12 protein-coding genes and 4 tRNA genes are annotated in these 15,697 nt (G+C 57.8%); 11 read left to right on the top strand and 5 right to left on the bottom strand.

All coding sequences use genetic code 11. The features are described from left to right. Window positions 1-2: 2 nt before the first annotated feature. The 10 genes from rffA (at window position 3) to ABLX76_RS24500 (ending at window position 7,683) form a co-directional block, all read left to right on the top strand. Complete coding sequence (gene rffA, locus ABLX76_RS24545) at window positions 3-1,133, top strand: dTDP-4-amino-4,6-dideoxygalactose transaminase (protein WP_044521751.1); 1,131 nt, start codon at window positions 3-5, stop codon at window positions 1,131-1,133. Between the two features lies 1 nt (window position 1,134). Next, the gene (gene wzxE / locus ABLX76_RS24540; RefSeq protein WP_048296402.1) at window positions 1,135-2,385 is read left to right on the top strand and encodes a lipid III flippase WzxE; all 1,251 of its coding nucleotides are present in this window, start codon (window positions 1,135-1,137) and stop codon (window positions 2,383-2,385) included. Continuing rightward, window positions 2,382-3,458, top strand: coding sequence for a TDP-N-acetylfucosamine:lipid II N-acetylfucosaminyltransferase (locus tag ABLX76_RS24535; RefSeq protein WP_048296403.1), 1,077 nt, complete (start codon window positions 2,382-2,384; stop codon window positions 3,456-3,458). Before wzxE ends, ABLX76_RS24535 begins: the two co-directional genes overlap by 4 nt. Then, the gene (wzyE, locus tag ABLX76_RS24530; RefSeq protein ID WP_032454510.1) at window positions 3,455-4,801 is read left to right on the top strand and encodes an ECA oligosaccharide polymerase; all 1,347 of its coding nucleotides are present in this window, start codon (window positions 3,455-3,457) and stop codon (window positions 4,799-4,801) included. Before ABLX76_RS24535 ends, wzyE begins: the two co-directional genes overlap by 4 nt. 11 nt (window positions 4,802-4,812) lie before the next feature. Then, window positions 4,813-5,553, top strand: a complete 741-nt coding sequence (gene wecG / locus ABLX76_RS24525) for a lipopolysaccharide N-acetylmannosaminouronosyltransferase (protein WP_023291561.1) — start codon at window positions 4,813-4,815, stop codon at window positions 5,551-5,553. A 205-nt stretch (window positions 5,554-5,758) separates the two neighbouring features. Next, entirely contained in the window at window positions 5,759-7,144 is a 1,386-nt protein-coding gene (locus tag ABLX76_RS24520; RefSeq protein ID WP_132136146.1) for an amino acid permease, read from the top strand. Between the two features lie 102 nt (window positions 7,145-7,246). Continuing rightward, window positions 7,247-7,323, top strand: a tRNA-Arg gene (locus ABLX76_RS24515). Window positions 7,324-7,378: 55 nt separating this feature from the next. Continuing rightward, window positions 7,379-7,454 (top strand) — tRNA-His (locus tag ABLX76_RS24510). Between the two features lie 23 nt (window positions 7,455-7,477). After that, window positions 7,478-7,564, top strand: a tRNA-Leu gene (locus ABLX76_RS24505). A gap of 42 nt (window positions 7,565-7,606) precedes the next feature. Next, window positions 7,607-7,683 (top strand) — tRNA-Pro (locus tag ABLX76_RS24500). Window positions 7,684-8,145: 462 nt separating this feature from the next. On the opposite strand, the gene hemY is transcribed toward ABLX76_RS24500, so the two are convergent. From hemY to hemC, 4 genes are read right to left on the bottom strand one after another with little or no spacing between them, the layout of a single operon-like run. Next, window positions 8,146-9,342 carry a protoheme IX biogenesis protein HemY gene (hemY, locus tag ABLX76_RS24495; protein ID WP_023291562.1) on the bottom strand — a complete coding sequence of 399 codons (1,197 nt, stop codon included), beginning with the start codon at window positions 9,340-9,342 and terminating at the stop codon, window positions 8,146-8,148. 3 nt (window positions 9,343-9,345) lie between these two features. Further along, window positions 9,346-10,527, bottom strand: coding sequence for a uroporphyrinogen-III C-methyltransferase (gene hemX / locus ABLX76_RS24490; RefSeq protein WP_032454512.1), 1,182 nt, complete (start codon window positions 10,525-10,527; stop codon window positions 9,346-9,348). A 21-nt stretch (window positions 10,528-10,548) separates the two neighbouring features. Next, window positions 10,549-11,289 (bottom strand): uroporphyrinogen-III synthase, encoded by a 741-nt coding sequence (gene hemD / locus ABLX76_RS24485; protein WP_023291564.1) that lies wholly within the window; start codon window positions 11,287-11,289, stop codon window positions 10,549-10,551. Beyond that, a complete protein-coding gene (gene hemC, locus ABLX76_RS24480) occupies window positions 11,286-12,227 on the bottom strand; it encodes a hydroxymethylbilane synthase (protein ID WP_032454513.1) in 942 nt (313 codons plus the stop codon). The genes hemD and hemC overlap by 4 nt, the downstream gene beginning before the upstream one ends. 358 nt (window positions 12,228-12,585) lie before the next feature. Between hemC and cyaA the strand changes: the two genes are divergently transcribed. Continuing rightward, window positions 12,586-15,138, top strand: coding sequence for a class I adenylate cyclase (cyaA, locus tag ABLX76_RS24475; protein ID WP_002883383.1), 2,553 nt, complete (start codon window positions 12,586-12,588; stop codon window positions 15,136-15,138). A 133-nt stretch (window positions 15,139-15,271) separates the two neighbouring features. Here cyaA and cyaY read toward each other — a convergent pair whose 3' ends face one another. After that, window positions 15,272-15,592, bottom strand: coding sequence for an iron donor protein CyaY (gene cyaY / locus ABLX76_RS24470; protein WP_023291566.1), 321 nt, complete (start codon window positions 15,590-15,592; stop codon window positions 15,272-15,274). Between the last annotated feature and the right edge of the window lie 105 nt (window positions 15,593-15,697).

Below are 15,697 nucleotides of genomic sequence, written 5' to 3'. Positions count from 1 at the left end.
CCATGATCCCATTTAACGCGCCGCCGGTGGTTGGAACCGAGCTTGATTACATGCAGTCTGCGATGAACAGCGGCAAGCTGTGCGGCGACGGCGGCTTTACGCGCCGCTGCCAGCAGTGGATGGAGCAGCGTTTTGGCACGGCAAAAGCCCTGCTAACCCCTTCCTGCACGGCTTCGCTGGAGATGGCCGCGCTGCTGCTGGATATCCAGCCGGGCGACGAAGTGATTATGCCCAGCTATACCTTTGTCTCCACCGCCAATGCCTTTGTGCTGCGCGGGGCGAAAATCGTCTTCGTCGATATCCGTCGCGATACGATGAATATCGATGAAACGTTAATCGAAGCCGCTATCACCGATAAAACCCGGGCGATCGTCCCGGTGCACTATGCCGGCGTAGCCTGCGAGATGGATACCATCATGGCCATCGCCGACAAGTACAACCTGTTCGTGGTGGAAGACGCCGCGCAGGGGGTGATGTCCACCTACAAGGGGCGCGCGCTGGGCACCATCGGCCATATCGGCTGCTTCAGCTTCCATGAAACTAAAAACTACACCGCCGGCGGTGAGGGCGGGGCGACGCTGATCAACGATCGCACGCTGGTGGAACGTGCGGAGATCATTCGCGAAAAAGGCACCAACCGCAGCCAGTTCTTTCGTGGCCTGGTGGATAAATATACCTGGCGGGACATTGGCTCCAGCTATCTGATGTCCGACCTGCAGGCCGCCTATCTGTGGGCGCAGCTGGAAGCGGCGGAGCGCATCAACCAGCAGCGTCTGGCGCTGTGGCAGAATTACTATGACGCGCTGCTGCCGCTGGCCCGCGCGGGACGTATTGAACTGCCGACGGTCCCGGCTGACTGCGGGCAAAACGCGCACATGTTCTACATTAAGCTGCGCGATATCGAGGATCGCAGCAGGCTTATCGCCTGGCTGAAAGAGGCGGAGATCCTCGCGGTATTCCATTACATTCCCCTGCACAGCTGTCCGGCAGGCGAACACTTCGGCGAATTCCACGGTGAAGACCGCTATACCACCCAGGAGAGCGAGCGCCTGGTGCGCCTGCCGCTGTTTTACAATCTGTCTGTGGTGAACCAGCGGACGGTGATTAACTCGCTGCTGAGCTACTTCTCCTGATATGTCGTTAGCAAAAGCCTCATTGTGGACGGCGGCCTCGACGCTGGTCAAAATCGGCGCCGGGCTGTTGGTCGTCAAGCTGCTGGCCGTCTCGTTTGGGCCCGCGGGCGTTGGTCAGGCCGGTAACTTCCGGCAACTGGTCACCGTGCTCGGCGTGCTGGCCGGGGCCGGGATATTTAACGGCGTCACGAAGCTGGTGGCTCAGCATCACGACGATCCCCCGCGCCTGAAGCAGGTGGTGGGCACCTCGTCGGCGATGGTGCTTGGCTTTTCCACGCTGCTGGCGCTGGTGTTTTTACTGGCGGCGGCGCCGATAAGCCAGGGGCTGTTCGGTCATACTCATTATCAGAATCTGGTACGGCTGGTGGCGCTGGTGCAGATGGGGATCGCCTGGGCGAACTTCCTGCTGGCGCTGATGAAAGGCTTTCGCGATGCGGCGGGAAACGCCTTCTCGCTGATTGCCGGCAGCCTGATTGGCGTGGCGGCCTATTATGCCTGTTACTACTTCGGTGGTTACCAGGGGGCGCTGCTGGGGCTGGCGTTAGTGCCGGCGCTGGTGGTGATCCCGGCGGGCATCATGCTCTGGCGGCGGGGTAATATTCCGCTGAACGCCCTGCGTCCGCGCTGGGATAACGGTCTGGCGGGACAGCTATCGAAATTTACCCTGATGGCGCTGATAACCTCAGTGACCCTGCCGGTGGCTTATGTGATGATGCGTAATCTGCTGGCGGCGCATTATGGCTGGGAGGCGGTCGGTATCTGGCAGGGGGTGAGCAGTATCTCTGATGCCTATCTGCAGTTTATTACCGCCTCGTTCAGCGTCTATCTCCTGCCGACGCTGTCGCGGCTGAGCGCCAAAACGGATATCACCCGCGAGATAGTCAAGTCGCTGAAATTCGTCCTGCCGGCAGTGGCGGCGGCGAGCCTGACGGTCTGGCTGCTGCGTGATTTTGCCATCTGGCTGCTGTTTTCCGATCGCTTTACCGCGATGCGAGACCTGTTCGCCTGGCAGTTGGTGGGCGACGTTTTAAAAGTAGGCGCCTACGTCTATGGCTATCTGGTGATCGCTAAAGCGTCGCTGCGTTTTTATATTCTGACGGAAATCAGCCAGTTCACGCTGCTGACCGCATTCTCACACTGGCTTATACCGGCGCACGGCGCGGTTGGCGCGGCGCAGGCGTATATGGCCACTTATATTGTTTATTTCGCCCTTTGTAGTGGCGTGTTTTTACTCTGGCGTAAACGGGCATGACAGCACTGATACATGTACTGGGATCGGATATCCCGCATCATAACCAGACCGTACTGCGGTTCTTTAACGACGAACTGGCCGCCGATCCGCAGGCCAGGAGATTTATGGTCGTCGGTGATGAGGCCAGCGTGCGTGATGGGTATCCGGCGCTGGACATCACCTGCTATCCGGGGAAGAAGTCGCTGGCGCAGGCGGTGATTGCGCAAGCCAAAGCCAACCGTCAGCAGCGCTTTTTCTTCCACGGCCAGTTCAATACCGGCCTGTGGCTGGCGCTGTTGAGCGGCGGTATCCGCCCATCGCAGTTTAACTGGCATATCTGGGGGGCGGATCTGTATGAAAATGCGACCAGCCTGAAGTTCCGCCTGTTCTATCCGCTGCGCCGCCTGGCGCAGGGGCGGGTGGGGCGCGTTTTCGCCACCCGCGGCGATCTTAGCTGGTTCGCTAACCGCCATCCACGCGTTCCGGGCGAACTGCTCTACTTCCCGACGCGTATGGATCCGGCGCTGAATACCCTGGCCGAAAACGCGCCGCGCGGCGACACGCTGACCATTCTGGTGGGCAACTCCGGGGATCGCAGCAATGAACATATTGCCGCGCTGAAGGCTATCCATCAGCAGTTTGGCGATACGGTAAACGTCATCGTGCCGATGGGCTATCCGGCGAATAACGAGGCCTATATCAATGAGGTTCGTGAGGCGGGGGCGGCGCTGTTTAGTCGCGAGCATCTGCAGATCCTCAGCGAGAAGCTTGAGTTTCATGATTATCTGGCGCTGCTGCGCCGCTGCGATCTGGGCTATTTCCTGTTTGCGCGTCAGCAGGGGATCGGCACCTTGTGCCTGTTGATTCAGGCGGGCATTCCCTGCGTGCTCAACCGCGAAAACCCGTTCTGGCAGGATATGACCGAGCAGCATGTGCCGGTGCTGTTCACCAGCGATGCGCTGGACGTCAGCGTGGTGCGCGAAGCGCAGCGCCAGCTGGCGAGCGTGGATAAGTCGGGTATCGCTTTCTTCCGGCCGAACTATCTGACGGGCTGGCAGCGGGCGCTACGGTTAGCGGCGGAGGGGCAGGCATGACGTTAATGCAATTTAGCGGGCTGCTGGTGGTCTGGCTGCTGTCGACGCTGTTTATCGCCACCGCCACCTGGTTTGAGTTCCGTCGGGTACGCTTCAACTTCAACGTCTTTTTCTCGTTGCTGTTTCTGCTGACCTTTTTCTTCGGTTTCCCGCTGACCAGTATTCTGGTGTTCCGCTTTGACGTCAGCGTGGCGCCGCCGGAGATTTTGCTGCAGACGCTGCTGATCGCGGTGTGCTTCTACGCGATCTACTACGTGACCTATAAAACGCGGCTGCGTCCGGCATCGCGTGAGGTTACGCGTCGGCCGCTGTTTACCATGAACCGGGTGGAAACCCATCTGGCGTGGGGCATACTGATGGGGCTGGCGCTGCTGTGCGTCGGCATCTTCTTCGCCCACAATGGTTTCCTGCTGTTTAAGCTCAACTCCTACAGCCAGATTTTCTCTGCTGAAGTCTCCGGCGTGGCGTTGAAGCGCTTCTTCTACTTCTTTATCCCGGCGATGCTGGTGGTCTATTTCCTGCGCCAGGATTATAAGGCGTGGATTTTCTTCCTCGTCAGCACCGTGGCCTTTGGTCTGCTGACCTACGCTATCGTCGGCGGGACTCGCGCCAATATCATCATCGCCTTCGCCATCTTCCTGTTTATCGGCATTATTCGCGGCTGGATCAGCTTGTGGATGCTGGCTGCGGCGGGCGTGCTGGGCATCGTCGGCATGTTCTGGCTGGCGCTGAAGCGCTACGGGATGAACGTCAGCGGCGACGAAGCGTTTTATACCTTCCTCTATCTCACACGCGATACCTTCTCGCCGTGGGAGAACCTGGCGCTGCTGCTGCAAAACTATGACAAGATCGATTTCCAGGGGCTGGCGCCGATGATCCGCGACTTCTACGTCTTTATCCCCAGCTGGATGTGGCACGGTCGTCCGACGATGGTGCTCAATACCGCCAACTACTTCACCTGGGAAGTGTTAAACAACCATTCGGGGCTGGCGATTTCGCCGACGCTGATTGGCTCGCTGGTGGTGATGGGCGGCGTCTGGTTTGTGCCGCTGGGCGCTGTGGCGGTCGGGTTGATTATTAAATGGTTCGACTGGCTGTATGAGCTCGGCAACCGGGAGAGCAATCGCTATAAAGCGGCAATCCTGCATAGTTTCTGTTTCGGCGCTATCTTCAACATGATAGTGCTGGCGCGCGAGGGGCTGGATTCGTTCGGCTCCCGCGTGGTGTTTTTCCTCGTGATCTTTGGTATCTGCTTGCTGGCGGCGAAACTGCTGTACTGGTTCCTGGATAGCGTGGGACTGATTCATAAGCGCGTAAAACCGCTTTCGCAACCGCAAGTCTGAGAAGGATGGACATGACTGGGACCATTTCCGCGCCGTTGTACCTGTTAAGAGGGCTGCAGCTCATAGGTTGGCGCGATATGCAGCACGCTCTGGATTATTTATATGCCGACGGCGTTCTCCGGGAGGGGACGCTGGTGGCGATTAATGCCGAGAAAATGCTGGCCGTAGAGGATAACCCCGAGGTGCGGGCGCTGATTGAGGCGGCGGAGTTTAAATATGCGGATGGCATCAGCGTGGTACGTTCGCTGCGTAAAAAATATCCGCAGGCCCAGGTGTCCCGCGTGGCGGGAGCCGATCTCTGGGAAGCGTTAATGCAGCGCGCCGGCGCTGAAGGCACTCCGGTGTTTTTGGTCGGCGGTAAACCTGAAGTCCTGGCGCAGACGGCGTCCAGCCTGCGCCAGCGCTGGCAGGTGAATATCGTCGGCAGCCAGGACGGCTATTTTGCGCCTGAGCAACGGCAGGCATTGTTCGAACGCATTCGCGACAGCGGGGCGAAAATCGTCACCGTCGCCATGGGGTCCCCGCGTCAGGAGATCTTTATGCGCGACTGTCGGCGCCTGTACCCGCACGCGCTGTATATGGGCGTCGGCGGCACTTACGATGTTTTCACCGGGCACGTTCATCGGGCGCCGAAGTTCTGGCAGGATCTGGGGCTGGAGTGGTTTTACCGCCTGGTTTCCCAGCCGAGCCGGATTAAAAGGCAGGCCCGGCTGCTACGATATTTACGTTGGCATTACACCAATAAACTCTAATATTCCTCTGCATTCTGGCGAGTTTGTGTCCATTTTCTGTTTAATGTCTTTACTCGCCTGATACTTTATTTGCCATTTCCATAAAATTCATTAACCATTCGCAGGCTTCATACGCGCGGGGGAGACCTGCGCGTCGGCAAGGCTATGAGTTCAGTTAATAACAATAACCGGGAGTACCCGGAATACGGCAAACACAAGAGGATATATGACTGAGAAAAAAGCGGAGCTCCAGCGTGGACTGGAGGCCCGGCATATTGAACTGATCGCCCTTGGGGGGACGATTGGCGTGGGGTTGTTTATGGGGGCGGCCAGTACCCTGAAGTGGGCTGGGCCTTCCGTGCTGCTGGCGTACATTATCGCTGGCCTGTTCGTCTTTTTCATTATGCGCTCAATGGGCGAAATGCTGTTCCTTGAGCCCGTCACCGGCTCCTTCGCAGTGTATGCGCATCGCTATATGAGCCCCTTCTTCGGCTACCTGACCGCCTGGTCGTACTGGTTTATGTGGATGGCGGTGGGCATCTCTGAGATTACCGCCATCGGCGTCTATGTGCAGTTCTGGTTCCCGGAGATGGCGCAGTGGATCCCGGCGTTAATTGCCGTGGGGCTGGTGGCGCTGGCTAACCTCGCGGCGGTCCGGCTGTACGGTGAAATCGAGTTCTGGTTCGCCATGATTAAAGTGACCACCATTATCGTGATGATCGTCGTGGGCCTGGGCGTCATTTTCTTCGGCTTTGGCAACGGCGGCCACTCCATCGGTTTTGGCAACCTGACCGAACATGGCGGCTTCTTTGCCGGCGGCTGGAAGGGCTTCCTGACGGCGCTGTGTATCGTGGTCGCGTCCTATCAGGGCGTGGAGCTCATCGGCATTACCGCTGGTGAAGCGAAAAATCCGCAGGTCACACTGCGCAGCGCGGTGGGCAAAGTGCTGTGGCGGATCCTGATTTTCTACGTCGGCGCGATTTTCGTTATCGTCACCATCTTCCCATGGGATCAAATCGGCTCCAACGGCAGCCCGTTCGTACTGACGTTTGCCAAAATCGGTATTACCGCCGCGGCGGGGATTATCAACTTTGTGGTGCTGACGGCGGCGCTTTCCGGCTGCAACAGCGGGATGTACAGCTGCGGACGTATGCTGTACGCCCTGGCGAAGAACCGTCAGCTGCCGGCGGCGATCGGTAAGGTATCGCGCAACGGCGTTCCGGCCGTCGGCGTGGCGCTGTCTATTCTGATCCTGCTGGTAGGCTCCTGCCTGAATTACATCATTCCTAATCCGCAACGGGTGTTTGTCTATGTCTATAGCGCCAGCGTCCTGCCGGGGATGGTGCCCTGGTTTGTGATCCTGATTAGTCAGCTGCGTTTCCGTCGCGTACATCAGGCAGCGATAGCCAGCCATCCGTTCCGTTCGCTGCTGTTTCCGTGGGCCAACTATTTCACCATGGCTTTCCTGATCTGCGTGCTGGTCGGGATGGGGCTGAATGATGAAACCCGGTTGTCGCTCTTTGTCGGCATTATTTTCCTTGCTGCCGTTACCCTGATTTATAAGGTGTTTGGCCTTGGAAGGCAGGGGCAAGTCAATAATACGGCTGAATAAGCGCCAAAACGAACAAAGCATGAGCAAACGATAATTTTCTTTTAAAAGGCACTAGACAGCGGGGGAGGAAGTCCGTATTATCCGACCCCGCAACGGCGCTAAGCGCCCGTAGCTCAGCTGGATAGAGCGCTGCCCTCCGGAGGCAGAGGTCTCAGGTTCGAATCCTGTCGGGCGCACCATTAACCCGGTGCTGGAGCTGCGGTGGTTTTAATACCGCGTAAAAGGTTTGCAGTGGTGGCTATAGCTCAGTTGGTAGAGCCCTGGATTGTGATTCCAGTTGTCGTGGGTTCGAATCCCATTAGCCACCCCATTATTTGATAGAGTTGTGAATTTGCGAAGGTGGCGGAATTGGTAGACGCGCTAGCTTCAGGTGTTAGTGTTCTTACGGACGTGGGGGTTCAAGTCCCCCCCCTCGCACCACGACTTTAACGAATTGAACTAAAAATTCAAAAAGCAGTATTTCGGCGAGTAGCGCAGCTTGGTAGCGCAACTGGTTTGGGACCAGTGGGTCGGAGGTTCGAATCCTCTCTCGCCGACCAATTTTGAACCCCGCTTCGGCGGGGTTTTTTGTTTTCTGTGACTTCCTGCCATGACTTATTTCCCTGATCTTGCTGATAAAAAATCTTCTCTTTGCTTAAGAATACGTGTCAGGAAAACTCTCAATTCATCACTGTGGTAGATGCAATTTCCCTGGATCCTGTGCGATAATAATCGGGTAGATGCTCATTCCATCTCTTATGTTCGCCTTGGTGCCTCATAAACTCCGGAATGATGCAGAGCCGTTCTTACGGTGCTTATCGTCCACTGACAGATGTCGCATTTATGCCTCATCAAACACCATGGACATTACGTTGAGTGAAGCACCCAATTTGTTGTCAAACAGACCTGTTTTAACGCCTGCCCTGATTTCAGCGCAGGCGTTTTTTTCTTTCAGGGGGAGCGTCAACGGGAAGGCGGGGGAGAAGGGCTATCGCCCCGCAGGAGGCGACAGCCAGGTGAGGTTATTGCTGAGGGTTATTCTGCAGCGTCAGCAGCAGACCATCGCGGCGCATGGTAGCCGCTTCCTCCGGTTGATGGAGACGATCCAGAGCATCCGCCAGCCAGGCGTAATCAAAGGCATCCGGACGCTGCTTAAGTGCGGCGCGGAAGGCGATGCTGGCCTCCTGCCATTCGCCGTGCCGCATCAGCGACTGGCCCAGAGTGCTCCACAGCAGCGGACGATCGCCAACGGCTTTGATCTGCTGGCGCAGTACTTTCTCCAGCTGTTCCGGGTTATTGGTCTTCAGGCGCGGGATCGGCATCACCAGACGGTCGTCATACTGTTTCTTCAGACCATCAATAATAATTTGCTGCGCGGTATCGTGATCGTCGCTCTCGATGAGGCGCTCGGCCATCGCCACCTGCAGCGGCACCAGCGCCCGCGTTTTACGGCTCTGGTTGCGCCACCATTCGCGCAGCCCCTCGCTGCCGCCGTCGGCCAGCGCTTTGTCCATCAGGCCAACCCATGCCAGCTGTTCCAGCGCGGCGCGGTGCTCTTCATCGCCGACGTTAGCTTTCGCCATCGACGGAATGATATCCAGCAGCGACTGCCAGGCGCCGGTACGGGTATAAGCCTGTTCGGCGAGGCGCAGCACTTCCGGATGACGCGGGGTGATTTCCAGTAGCTTATCGATGCCATGACGCGCGGCGTGATTTTCATTGCGCGCCAGCTGCAGGCGAACGCGGGTGATTTCCACCGGGATCAGGTCATCGCCCGCCAGGTCGGTGGCGCGCTCCAGATGCTGGTTAGCCCGCGCTTCATCGCCGCGCTGCTGGGCCGCTTCCGCCGCCAGCAGATAGTTCACCACCGGCTGTTCGGCGTGATCGGCGTTTTTCGCCATCAGCTTCTCAACCTGCTGGTAATCACCTTCGGCCAGCTTAAGCAGCGCCTGCTCGGTTTGCTTACGCGCGCGACGGCGTTTACGGCCGACAAACCAGCCGCGCGTATGCGCCCCGGTGCGGAAAATGCGGCGCAGCAGCCATTCAATGGCGAACAGCACCACCATGGCGAGGATCAGGATGATCACCAGCCCGGTCACGCTGGTCTCGATATTGTAATTATCGGTCTGGATCAGGACGTAGCCCTGATGCCCGGCGATCATCGGGCCAAGCACGATCCCGGCGATCAACAGTGCGAAGAGTAAAAGAATTTTCAGCATGCGTTACTCTCCTTGCGGCGCAGCGGGGGCGGCCGGTGCTGCAGGTGCAGGCGAGGGCGCGCCGCCTGCGGAAACGGCAGGCTGCGCCATCAGATTACGCACCCGGGTCTGCATCAGTTTTTCCAGCAACGCCTGGCTCTGCAGCGTTTCCGGTACCGTCATAGTAATGCTTTGCTGACTGAGCTTATCCACCTCTTCAAGGAAGGCTTTAGTGGTGGCGTCATCGGTATCGTAATAGGCGCGTACCCAGGTCGAGACGTTATCCAGCGACTGTTTCCAGGTCTCTTCCTGATGGCGCGGCACTGCCTGCGCGGCGACCAGCAGGCGAGAGCGAATATTTTCCCGCAGATAGATATCCTGATTCGGCGCCAGCAGCGGGACCGCCGTTTCATCGCGGCGGCGCACGGTGATAAAACTGTCCATAAAATTCTGCCAGCTTTTCTGCAGATTGACGCGCCATTCGCTGATGGAGCTGGAGAGCTCATCGCTATCAGAATCCATCGGCGAATCGTCATCGTTATTATCCGCCAGCCGCAGGTTATCGATTTGGTTCGCCAGCTGATTAACCTTGAGGATCATGCCGTCGTAGTCGACCTGGTTCACCGCGGAGAGGGTGGCGATATCGTCGGTGATCGCCCGGCGGGCGCCGATCAGGCTTGGGTCATTCATGTCGGCGAGGCTGGCGTCGGCGCTTTTCAGCAGCGCGGCGGCGGTGGTGACATCCTGATCGCTCCACAGCTTACGTCCCGCCAGCTTGACGAGGAAGTCGGCCTGGGCCAGCAGCCAGGTTTTGGCGTCGCTACCGGAAATGATCGCCACTTTTTGCTGGACTTCGTCCAGCTGTTTGGCCAGCGTCTCCTGCTGATGTTTGGCTTCGTTTAGCTGCTCGGCCTGCTGTTTGATAATGCCTTCCAGTTCGCTTTTTTGGCTCTCCTGCGCTTTTTGCAGCGCCGCGACCTGGCTTGATAATTCAGAGGTGGTTTCGTTTTGACGCGAGGCCTGCTGTTTGTTCAGGCCATACAGGCCGATACCGGCGGCTATCGCAATGGCGATAGCGATCGCGCTGAGCGCCAGGCTGGTTTTGTTGCCAGCCTTCTTCTTATCAGTGTTCTCTGGCTGTGGTGTGGTCTCCACGGCCTCCCTGGTCTCTTCAACCACGGCGGATTGATTTTGTTGTTCCGTCATTATGGCTTCCAATGTTGAGAGTTATTGTAATGCGCGTAGCAGCGCATCGTTGTCGGCGCTATCGGCAACCTGAATCTCCTGCCAGCCCAGCTCCCGGGCCTGAAGAGCCAGACGTTCGCTGACAACGACAACGCGGCAGTGCAGGAGCCACCGTTCGCGATACCATTGCGGTATTAACGACCATAGCTGCTGCAGCATCTCGCCGCTGGTGACCACCAGCGTGGTGACCCCGCGAGATTGCCAGCGCATCGCTTCTTCTGCGCCATCGTAATGCTTTGCACTACGTTGATAACATTCACAAAATGTGACCCTGGCGCCGCGCTCGGTCAGCGTCGCGCCTAAGAGTTCCCGCCCACCATTGCCGCGTAAGATCAGCGCATTCTTCCCGGCAATGTTTTGTAATTCAGGTAATTGTAGCAAGACTTCGCTAATTTCCCGATCTAACGGGTAATGGATGTGCTGCCCGCTGACCGTATGCAGGGCCAGCGCCGTCGTGCGGCCAATGGCAAAATAACGCGGGGAAGTGGGCCAGGGCATGCCCTGTTGCTGCAGACGGGCATGGGCGAACTCCACCGCATGCTGGGACAGCGCGAACAGCAGATCGTCAGGCCCCAGGCGGGCAAGCGCGTCGCCCAGCGCGGGAAGCTCCCGACCGGGCGTAAATTCTATCAGCGGAAAGCTCCAGGCCACGCGTCCCATGGCCCGCAGACGGCTGACCAGCGCTTCTCCTTGCGGTAGTGGACGAGTGACCAGGATGCTCATCGTGGGGCTTCTCCATCATAAACTGCCGCGAGAATGTCGCGGGCGCCGTTATCCAGGAGCTCTTCCGCCAGCGAGATGCCAAGCGCTTCGGCCTGCTCTGCTGGCCCGCGCCGTTCGCCGCGTACCATCTGCGAACCATCCGGGGCGCCAACCAGCGCCCGCAGCCACAGTTCACCGTCTTTCAGTTCCGCATAGCTACCAATCGGCACCTGACAGCCGCCTTCGAGACGCGTGTTCATCGCCCGCTCGGCGCGCACGCGCACTGCCGTTTCCGTATGGTTGAGAGGCGCTAACAGCCCCTGGGTCCATGCATCGTCGAGACGGCATTCGATGCCCACCGCGCCCTGGCCGACCGCCGGCAGAGATTGCTCAGGCGACAGCGGCTGGCGAATTCGCGCCTCGAGCTGCAGGCGCTTCAGGCCGGCGGCGGCGAGGATGATGGCGTCATACTCGCCGTTATCCAGCTTACTCAGTCGGGTACCGACGTTACCGCGCAGAGAGCGGATCACCAGATCCGGACGGGTGGCGGCCAGCTGGCACTGACGGCGTAAACTTGACGTGCCAACGACGCTGCCGGCCGGGAGTTCATCAATCGAGGCATAGCGATTGGAGACAAACGCGTCGCGCGGATCGTCGCGCTCGCAGATAGTCACCAGCCCCAGCCCCTCCGGGAATTCCACCGGCACATCTTTCATCGAATGAACGGCGATATCGGCGCGCCCTTCGAGCATGGCAAGCTCTAACTCTTTCACAAATAAGCCCTTGCCACCCACCTTTGCCAGGGGAGTATCAAGGATGACATCCCCGCGAGTGACCATCGGCACCAGCTCGACCTTCAGTCCGGGATGCGCTTGTTCCAGGCGCGCTTTAACATATTGCGCCTGCCATAGCGCAAGCGGGCTTTGCCGTGTGGCAATTTTCAAAACTTTGTCTAACATGCTTGTTACCGTCATTGTCGACCACTAACCATCCTAACATTGTTGTCTTACGGATGTTAGTTTTCACGGTTTATGTGGGAGATAGCTCCGGCCCACTCTTTTTTAACCTTTCATGCGCGTGGGCGGTTGCCGGAGGCGTAGTGAGGAATTTACAGGTAATAAACGGTGCTACACTTGTATGTAGCGCATCTTTCTTTACGGTCAATGAGCAAGGTGTTAAATTGATCACGTTTTAAACCATTTGTCTGTCCGCTGCTCTTCACAACCACACCGACGACGAATGGTGACGGTTTTTGTTGAAATACTGAAATCCTCCGTACTATTGTACCTCGGGTTTTTGAACATCAGGCGATATGTCTTGTACCTCTATATTGAGACACTGAAACAGAGACTGGATGCCATCAACCAACTGCGCGTGGATCGCGCGCTTGCTGCCATGGGACCCGCTTTCCAGCAGGTTTACAGTCTACTGCCAACGTTATTACATTATCATCACCCGCTGATGCCGGGTTACCTTGACGGTAACGTTCCCCGTGGCATTTGCCTCTACACGCCTGATGAAACCCAACGCCACTATCTTGAAGAACTGGAACTGCATCGCGGCATGCAGACCCAGGAGCCGCCGAAAGGCGAGCTGCCGATCACCGGCGTCTACTCGATGGGCAGTACCTCCTCCGTCGGCCAGAGCTGTTCTTCCGATCTGGATATCTGGGTATGTCACCAGGCCTGGCTGGATAGCGAAGAGCGCCAGCTGCTGCAGCGAAAATGCAGCCTGCTTGAGAGCTGGGCGGCCTCGCTCGGTGTGGAAGTCAGCTTCTTCCTGATCGACGAAAACCGCTTCCGCCATAACGAAAGCGGCAGCCTCGGCGGCGAAGACTGCGGTTCGACCCAGCATATTTTACTGCTCGATGAGTTCTACCGCACCGCGGTCCGTCTCGCCGGCAAGCGTATTCTGTGGAATATGGTGCCGTGCGATGAAGAAGAGCATTACGACGATTACGTCATGGGGCTGTATGCCCAGGGCGTGCTGACGCCAAACGAGTGGCTCGATCTCGGCGGCCTCAGTTCGCTGTCGGCGGAAGAGTACTTCGGCGCCAGCCTGTGGCAGCTGTATAAGAGTATCGACTCCCCCTATAAAGCGGTGCTGAAAACGCTGCTACTGGAAGCCTATTCCTGGGAATACCCCAATAACCGCCTGCTGGCGAAAGATATCAAACAGCGCCTGCACGATGGCGAGATCGTCTCCTTCGGCCTCGACCCGTACTGTATGATGCTGGAGCGCGTCACCACCTACCTGCAGGCCATCGAAGATGAAACCCGTCTCGACCTGGTGCGCCGCTGCTTCTATCTGAAAGTGTGTGAAAAACTCAGCCGCGAACGCGCCTGCGTCGGCTGGCGTCGCGAAGTCGTCAGCCAGCTGGTCAACGCGTGGGGCTGGGATGAAAAGCGTCTGATGATGCTCGACAACCGCGCGAACTGGAAAATTGATGAAGTGCGCAAGGCGCACAACGAACTGCTCGATGCGATGATGCAGAGCTATCGTAATCTGATCCGCTTCGCGCGGCGCAATAACCTCAGCGTCTCCGCCAGTCCGCAGGATATTGGCGTGCTGACGCGTAAGCTGTATGCGGCTTTTGAAGCGCTGCCGGGCAAAGTGACGCTGGTGAACCCGCAAATATCGCCGGACCTGTCGGAACCGAATCTGACCTTTATCCACGTGCCGCCGGGTCGCGCCAACCGTACCGGTTGGTATCTGTACAACCGCGCGCCGGATATGGAATCGATCATCAGCCATCAGCCGCTGGAATATAACCGTTATCTTAATAAGCTGGTGGCCTGGGCCTGGTTTAACGGCCTGCTGACCTCACGCACCCGCCTGTTTATTAAGGGCAACGGCATCGTCGATCTGGCGAAGCTGCAGGAGATGGTGGCCGACGTGTCGCACCACTTCCCGCTGCGCCTGCCGGCGCCGACGCCAAAAGCGCTATACAGCCCATGCGAAATTCGCCACCTGGCGATTATCGTCAACCTCGAATATGACCCGACGGCGGCCTTCCGCAATCAGGTGGTGCACTTTGATTTCCGTAAGCTTGATGTTTTCAGCTTCGGCGAAGAGCAAAAATGCCTGATCGGCAGCGTCGACCTGCTGTATCGCAACTCGTGGAACGAAGTGCGTACCCTGCATTTCAACGGCGAGCAGGCGATGATCGAAGCGCTGAAAACGATCCTCGGTAAAATGCATCAGGACGCCGCGCCGCCGGACAGCGTGGAGGTGTTCTGCTATAGCCAACATCTGCGCGGCCTGATCCGTACCCGCGTACAGCAGATGATCTCCGAGTGCATCGAACTGCGTCTCTCCAGTACCCGCCAGGATACCGGGCGCTTTAAAGCGCTGCGCGTCTCCGGCCAGACCTGGGGGCTGTTCTTCGAGCGTCTCAATGTTTCGGTGCAGAAGCTGGAAAACGCCATTGAATTCTACGGCGCTATCTCGCACAACAAGCTTCACGGCCTGTCGGTGCAGGTGGAAACCAATCACGTTAAGCTGCCGGCGGTTGTGGACGGCTTCGCCAGCGAAGGGATTATTCAGTTCTTCTTTGAAGATGCGGATAACAACGACAGCGGCTTTAACATCTATATTCTCGATGAGAGCAACCGCGCTGAGGTGTATCACCACTGCGAGGGCAGCAAAGAGGAGCTGGTGCGCGACGTCAGCCGCTTCTATTCGTCATCGCACGATCGTTTTACCTACGGCTCCAGCTTTATCAACTTCAACCTGCCGCAGTTCTATCAGATTGTCGAGGTGGACGGGCGCACCCAGGTGATTCCTTTCCGCACTCAGGCGATTGCCGCCGCGATACCCACCAGCCAGGACGTTACCGCCTCGCCGGTTCTGCAGCAGCGCTACTCGTAGATTTGGCCCGGATAAGTCGTGAGCCGCTATCCGGAGATATTCCCTGCTTGCGCTGCGCTTAGCAGGGCTACGGTTCTAAGACGTCGGGTAGCCCGGATAAGGCGCGATGCGCCGCCATCCGGGAAACGCGTCATTAACGGAATCTCACCGTCTCACCGGCCTGCTGACTTGCCGCCTGCTCCAGCAGATCCCAGAAGGTCTCGCCGCTGCGATCGCAGATCCACTCGTCGCCTTTGAGATCGAAATGGTAGCCGCCCTGTTTGGCGGCCAGCCATACCTGGTGCAGCGGCTCCTGACGGTTAATAATGATTTTGCTGCCGTTTTCAAAGCTGATGGTCAGCACGCCGCCGTTGATTTCGCAGTCGATGTCGCTATCGCCGTCCCAGTCGTCCAGGCGTTCTTCGATGGTCATCCACAGGCTGTCGGCAAGGCGATGAAATTCACTGTCATTCATGATTCTGTCCCGCATTTTTGAGATTGGCGGCAGTATAGCGCGAAACAAAAGCGCGCGCAGTCAGATGCTAAAGGCTTGCTTTTACGCCTTCTCCTGCGATGATAG

It is taken from the genome of Klebsiella sp. JB_Kp004 (assembly GCF_040065795.1).
Classification (GTDB): domain Bacteria; phylum Pseudomonadota; class Gammaproteobacteria; order Enterobacterales; family Enterobacteriaceae; genus Klebsiella; species Klebsiella quasipneumoniae.
Note: the sequence above shows the minus strand (reverse complement) of the source record. Positions and strands in the feature narration are given on the sequence as shown.

What these genes read in the sequence shown, in the direction of transcription:
- rffA (WP_044521751.1), top strand. Translation starts at nt 3, where the DNA reads ATGATCCCATTTAACGCGCCGCCGGTGGTTGGAACCGAGCTTGATTAC.
- wzxE (WP_048296402.1), top strand. Translation starts at nt 1,135, where the DNA reads ATGTCGTTAGCAAAAGCCTCATTGTGGACGGCGGCCTCGACGCTGGTC.
- ABLX76_RS24535 (WP_048296403.1), top strand. Translation starts at nt 2,382, where the DNA reads ATGACAGCACTGATACATGTACTGGGATCGGATATCCCGCATCATAAC.
- wzyE (WP_032454510.1), top strand. Translation starts at nt 3,455, where the DNA reads ATGACGTTAATGCAATTTAGCGGGCTGCTGGTGGTCTGGCTGCTGTCG.
- wecG (WP_023291561.1), top strand. Translation starts at nt 4,813, where the DNA reads ATGACTGGGACCATTTCCGCGCCGTTGTACCTGTTAAGAGGGCTGCAG.
- ABLX76_RS24520 (WP_132136146.1), top strand. Translation starts at nt 5,759, where the DNA reads ATGACTGAGAAAAAAGCGGAGCTCCAGCGTGGACTGGAGGCCCGGCAT.
- hemY (WP_023291562.1), bottom strand. Translation starts at nt 9,342, where the DNA reads ATGCTGAAAATTCTTTTACTCTTCGCACTGTTGATCGCCGGGATCGTG.
- hemX (WP_032454512.1), bottom strand. Translation starts at nt 10,527, where the DNA reads ATGACGGAACAACAAAATCAATCCGCCGTGGTTGAAGAGACCAGGGAG.
- hemD (WP_023291564.1), bottom strand. Translation starts at nt 11,289, where the DNA reads ATGAGCATCCTGGTCACTCGTCCACTACCGCAAGGAGAAGCGCTGGTC.
- hemC (WP_032454513.1), bottom strand. Translation starts at nt 12,227, where the DNA reads ATGTTAGACAAAGTTTTGAAAATTGCCACACGGCAAAGCCCGCTTGCG.
- cyaY (WP_023291566.1), bottom strand. Translation starts at nt 15,592, where the DNA reads ATGAATGACAGTGAATTTCATCGCCTTGCCGACAGCCTGTGGATGACC.